The sequence below is a fragment of the Roseateles sp. genome, assembly GCF_036486225.1.
GTDB lineage: Bacteria > Pseudomonadota > Gammaproteobacteria > Burkholderiales > Burkholderiaceae_C > Roseateles.
Genome location: NZ_DASVNZ010000046.1, coordinates 1 through 4,782, shown reverse-complemented (window position 1 = coordinate 4,782; position 4,782 = coordinate 1). Strand labels below are relative to the sequence as shown.

Sequence of the window (4,782 nt, the reverse complement as noted above, 5' to 3'; positions counted from 1 at the left end):
GACGAAGAACGTCTCGCGCCAATGGCGCAGCCCGCGTTTCATCTACAAGGCCGAAGGCAAGCGGGTGAGCGAGGTGCTGCTGGACTTCGCCGCGAGTCAGGGCCTGCCCGCCGTGCTCGCCGAAGGCATCGACGGCACGGTGCAGGCCAACTTCGACACCACGCCCGACAAGTTCCTCGACTCGATGAACCGGGCCTACGGCGTCATCTGGTACCACGACGGGACCGCCCTGTATTTCTACCCGGCGGGCGCCGTGCAGAGCCGGCTCTTCCGGCTCAAGGGCTTCCGCCGCGAGCAGGTCACCGACCTGCTGGACTCGCTGCAGCTCGGCGACGCGCGCTTCCCGCTGCGCTTCAACGCGGCCGAAAGCACGCTGCTGGTCTACGGTCCGCCGCGCCACGTCGAGCTGATCGCCGCGGCCATCGAGTCGCTGGACGTCGGCGCGATGGAGCGCAACCGCAAGGCGGTGCGCGTGGTGCCGCTGCGCTTCGCCTCCGCCGGCGACCGCACCTTCGGCCAGACGCGCATCCGCGGCGTGGCCTCGGTGCTGACCTCGCTCTACAGCGGCAACGCCGGCGGCGCGCAAGGCGAGGAGGACACGCCGTCGATGGCCGAGGTCCATCCCGGCAAGCTGACCGCGCTGCAGGGGGTCATGGGCCGTGACTCGCGCCTGGCCGACATCATGGCGCGCAAGCCCAACCAGGTCACCGCGGGACAGTCGGCCAAGTCGGGCGCCGGCGCGGCCTCGCAAGGCAGCGCGCGCGGCCTGCAGAGCCCGGTCGACGACGACGCGCCGCCGATCTTCCAGGCCGACGAGGGCACCAACACCGTCATCATCCACGGCCGCCCCCAGCGCATGGACGAATACGTCGAGCTGATCCGCCGCCTGGACGTTCAGCCGGTGCTGGTCGAGCTCGAGGCCACCATCATCGACGTCAGCAGCGACAGCATCGACTCGCTGGGCATCGACTGGAGCGTGCGCGGCAGCAAGGGCAGCTTCGGCGTCACGCAGCCATCGACCGCCAACAGCGCCGGCACCTTCACGCTGAGCACGCTGTGGTCCAACGCCGGCCGCGAGCTGATGGCGCGCATCGACGCGCTCAGCGCGCGCGGCAAGGCCCGCGTCATCGCCAAGCCCAAGGTGCTGGGCGTGGCCAACCGGCCCGCGATCATGCGCGAGAAGCGCGTCGTCACCGTCAAGGTCGCCGGCAACCTCGAGGCCAACCTCTTCCAGGTCGAGGCCGGCACGCTGCTGCAGGTCACGCCGCAGATCACCTCGGTGCCCGACAACGGCGGCGTGTCGCGCCGCATCAAGCTGTCGCTCTACATTGAGGACGGCAGCTTCGAGGACCGCGTGGTCGACACGGTGCCCATCGTCAAGCGCACCGAGATCATGACCGAGGCCCATGTGGGCGAAGGCGAGAGCCTGCTCATCGGCGGCATCACCACGACCAGCCAGTCCTCGCAGCGCGACGAGGTGCCGGTGCTCGGCCGCGTGCCGCTGCTCGGCGGGCTGTTCCGGCACACCAACCAGAGCGCGGGCCAGACCGAACGGCTGTTCCTGATCTCGCCGCGGATCATCCGCGAGCCGACCTTCCCGGCGGGGCCCTACGGCGCCGCGACCGCGGGCGCGATGGGCATGACGGCGGACGGCCGTGCGGCGCCGCCGTCAGCGCAATCACCGTCGTCATCGGGGTTGTCGCAGCCTACGCCGCAAACGCCGTCGACCTTGCCCGCACCGGCGACGGAGCCTCGCGCGCCGTCTTCGACGCCTGAATCCTTCCTGCAGGGCGGCGGCGGCTGAGCCGCGCGCCATCGGCAACCCCTCAACGAAGCGACAAAGAAGTTCGGGATTCGCAAACCATGAAGCAGCTTCGCATCCTCACAGGCTTGCATGCCGGGGTCCAGCTACGGTTGACCCGTCGGCAGTACCGCATCGCCAGCGATGAGGACGCCGACCTCCAGATCAGCGACTGGGCCCATGCCCCGCTGCTCCTGACGTTCGAGGAAGAAGGCTCCGACGTGTCTCCCGCGCTCCACCTCATCGCCGACGACGGAACGCCCGCCAGGACGACAGCGGGAGCGCTGGGCCTGCTGGAGGACTTCCTGCCCCGGCGCTTCGGCGACATCGTGATCTGCGCCGGTCCCGACGCTGCGCCCGATGCGCCCGCCTGGCCCAGCGACATGGCGCTGATGGACGCACTGATGCGGCCCGTCGCGAAGATCAAGGCCGGCGTGGCCGCGGCCGCCGAAGCTGCCGGCGTCGCGGGCACCGTGGTCCCGCGGGCCAGGGCCGCGATCGGCCTGAAGCTCAGCGCGCTGGTCGCCGCCGCGGCCCTGATCGCGGCGCTGGCCTCGGTGCTCAGCACCCAGACCGCCGCCTCGACCGCACCGCCGACCAGCCCGATGGAACAGGTGATGCTCGCGCTGCGGCAGGCCGGCGTCGAAGGACTCACGGTCCGTCGCGTCGACCGCCGGCTCCTCGTCGAGGGCCTGCTGCCCGGCAGCGCCGAGATGGCCCGCGCGCGCGCCGCGCTGCAGCCCTTCGGCGAAGGGCAGCTCCTGCACCGCTACGCCTCCGCCGGCGACATCGTGCGCCAGATCGGCGACGCGCTGAACCGGCCCGGCGTGCGCGTCGTCCACCGCGGCCAGGGCGTCTTCGCCGTCGAAGGCCAGGCGGCCGATCCCGCCGAGTTGCAGGACGAGGTCCGCCGCATCGCCGGCGACATCGGCCCGCTGGTGCGTCGCATCGACGTCGCCGTCGAGCAGACGCTGCCCACGGCGCGCGTGCGCGTCGGTTCGATGCTGGCCGGCGACGACGGCCTGCAGTACGTGCAGACGGCCGACGGCACCAAGCACCTTTCGCTCCGGACTCCCGTGGACGACGGCACCGCCGCCGCCGGGGATCCGTCTTCCTCATCCCCCACCGGAGAACCGTGATGGACAACCCCTTGGAACAGACCGTGTTCGCGGATCTCGCGCACATCGAGAAGACCCTGACCGACGACCTCAGCGGTGAGCGCACCCGCGCGATGCTGAGCTACTTCGACCAGGTCGCGCAGAGTACCGAGGCGCACATGCAGACCCCGCTGGCCGATGCCGAGCGCCAGCTCAGCTCGCAGCTGATCGAAGGCTTCCGCGCCTCGCAGCGCATCGTGCGGCACGTGTGGGAGACCATCCACACCGCGTCGCTGCCGGCCTGACCGCACAAGGAGCTCCCGTATGTCCGCGTTGCCCATTGATGCCTCGACGTCCGACGCCGCCGGCGCGACCGCCAGCTACCCGCTGGTCTACCGCAACCTCATGGCGGTGGGACTGCTGGGCGCGGTGTACCGCGCCCGCGACGACGCCGCGGTGGTGAGCGCGGCGGTGGAGCTGACGATGGCCGACCCGTCGCCGTTCCGCATCTGCCGCGCCATCGCGCACAGCATCGGCGGCGACGCCGAGTACGCGTCGGCCACGCTGGTGCAGCACGTCGAGGACCACCCGCAGGACGAGGGCGCGAAGGTGGCGCTGGCCACGGCCTTCCTGCTGGCGCGCGATGCGCGCTGGAAGGGCGTGCTCGACGAGGTGCTGGCGACGAGCGCCGACCACAACGTGCGCCAGGCCGCGAATGGCGTGCTCGAGTACGCCGCCACGCTGCAGTGACACATCCCCGTTGACGTCGACCGGCTCGCAGGACGCGAGGCGGTCGATCCCAGGATCCGATGGGACGAAGGGTTCGTCCCACGGGCAAACAGTGCCTCGTGCACTTTCATTCCGGAAGTCGACTTCCGGAACCATCAGGAGAGAAACCATGGCAAACAACGTGAGCACCCAAGGCGCTGGTTCGTCGGCTGACATGAACCAGATGATGGGCGAAATGCGCGCCCAGAACGCCGAGCAGATGAAGAACAACCTGGAAATGGGCCGCATGAGCCAACAGGCTTCCATGTCGGAAGCGCTGGGCAAGAAGTTCAAGGCTTCCGGCGACAGCGTCAAAGGCCTGGTCTGACGCCGCGGCGGCCGCTTCGGGCCTGTTCAGGTCCGTCGCGGCCGCTCCGTGCCCCGCAAGGAGAACCCCATGTCCGCAACCTTCCCGGGAGCGCCCCTGGTTCAGTCCCAGTCGGCCGAAGCCTCCGCGTCGTCGCGGATGTTCATGGACGAGCTCAAGGCTCAAAGCAAGCAGACCATCGCCAACAACCTGGAGATGGGCCGCATGAGCCAGCAGGCCGCCATGTCGGAAGCGCTGGGCAAGAAGTTCAAGGCCGGCGGCGATAGCGTCAAGGGACTGGTGTGACCCGCGCTGCGCGCACGACGCGTCACCGCATCCAACCTCTGTCGGAGCGACATACATGAGCATTCAACAACTGCTGCAATCGCCGCTGAACATGCTGCAAGGGGCGCAGAGCCCCCTGGCCGGCATCCAGCAGGCGCTGCAAGGACTTCAACAAGGTCTGCAAGGCCTGACCCAGCTGCTGCGGCCGCTGGAGCAGCTGATGCAGAACCCGATCCAGGCCGCGATGAGCGGCGCCGGGCAGGCCATCGGCCAGGCCATCGGTCAACTGGGTCAAGCACAGAATTCGCCGCTGGGCGGGCTGGGTCAGGCCCTGGGCGGCATCGGCCAGAGCCTGGGCGGTCTGGGCCAGGCGCTCGGCGGCCTGACGCAAGGCCTGAACGCGCTGCAGGGCGGCCAGGGCGGCCCGCTCGCCGGTGCGCTCGGCGCGCTGGGCGGCCTGTCGCAAGGCCTCAACGGACTGAACCAGGCCCTGGGCGGTCTGGGTCAGGCCGCGAACGGCCTGG

The 4,782-nt window shown here is 70.1% G+C and carries 6 protein-coding genes and 1 pseudogene; all 7 read left to right on the top strand.

What is annotated here, in order from left to right:
• Positions 1-1,804, top strand: a 1,804-nt coding sequence (sctC, locus tag VF536_RS03910; RefSeq protein WP_331613477.1) for a type III secretion system outer membrane ring subunit SctC, incomplete at its 5' end; no start/stop codon positions are given.
• Positions 1,805-1,863: 59 nt separating this feature from the next.
• On the top strand, positions 1,864-2,940 hold the full coding sequence (locus VF536_RS03905; RefSeq protein WP_331613476.1) for a hypothetical protein: 1,077 nt from the start codon (positions 1,864-1,866) through the stop codon (positions 2,938-2,940).
• Positions 2,940-3,203 carry a hypothetical protein gene (locus VF536_RS03900; protein ID WP_067271830.1) on the top strand — a complete coding sequence of 88 codons (264 nt, stop codon included), beginning with the start codon at positions 2,940-2,942 and terminating at the stop codon, positions 3,201-3,203. The genes VF536_RS03905 and VF536_RS03900 overlap by 1 nt, the downstream gene beginning before the upstream one ends.
• Before the next feature lie 19 nt (positions 3,204-3,222).
• Positions 3,223-3,648 (top strand): hypothetical protein, encoded by a 426-nt coding sequence (locus VF536_RS03895; RefSeq protein ID WP_331613473.1) that lies wholly within the window; start codon positions 3,223-3,225, stop codon positions 3,646-3,648.
• 148 nt (positions 3,649-3,796) lie between these two features.
• The gene (locus VF536_RS03890) at positions 3,797-3,994 is read left to right on the top strand and encodes a hypothetical protein (protein ID WP_331613472.1); all 198 of its coding nucleotides are present in this window, start codon (positions 3,797-3,799) and stop codon (positions 3,992-3,994) included.
• A gap of 69 nt (positions 3,995-4,063) precedes the next feature.
• Entirely contained in the window at positions 4,064-4,279 is a 216-nt protein-coding gene (locus tag VF536_RS03885; protein ID WP_088404090.1) for a hypothetical protein, read from the top strand.
• Between the two features lie 55 nt (positions 4,280-4,334).
• Positions 4,335-4,782: pseudogene (locus tag VF536_RS03880) on the top strand (hypothetical protein); the annotation flags it as partial.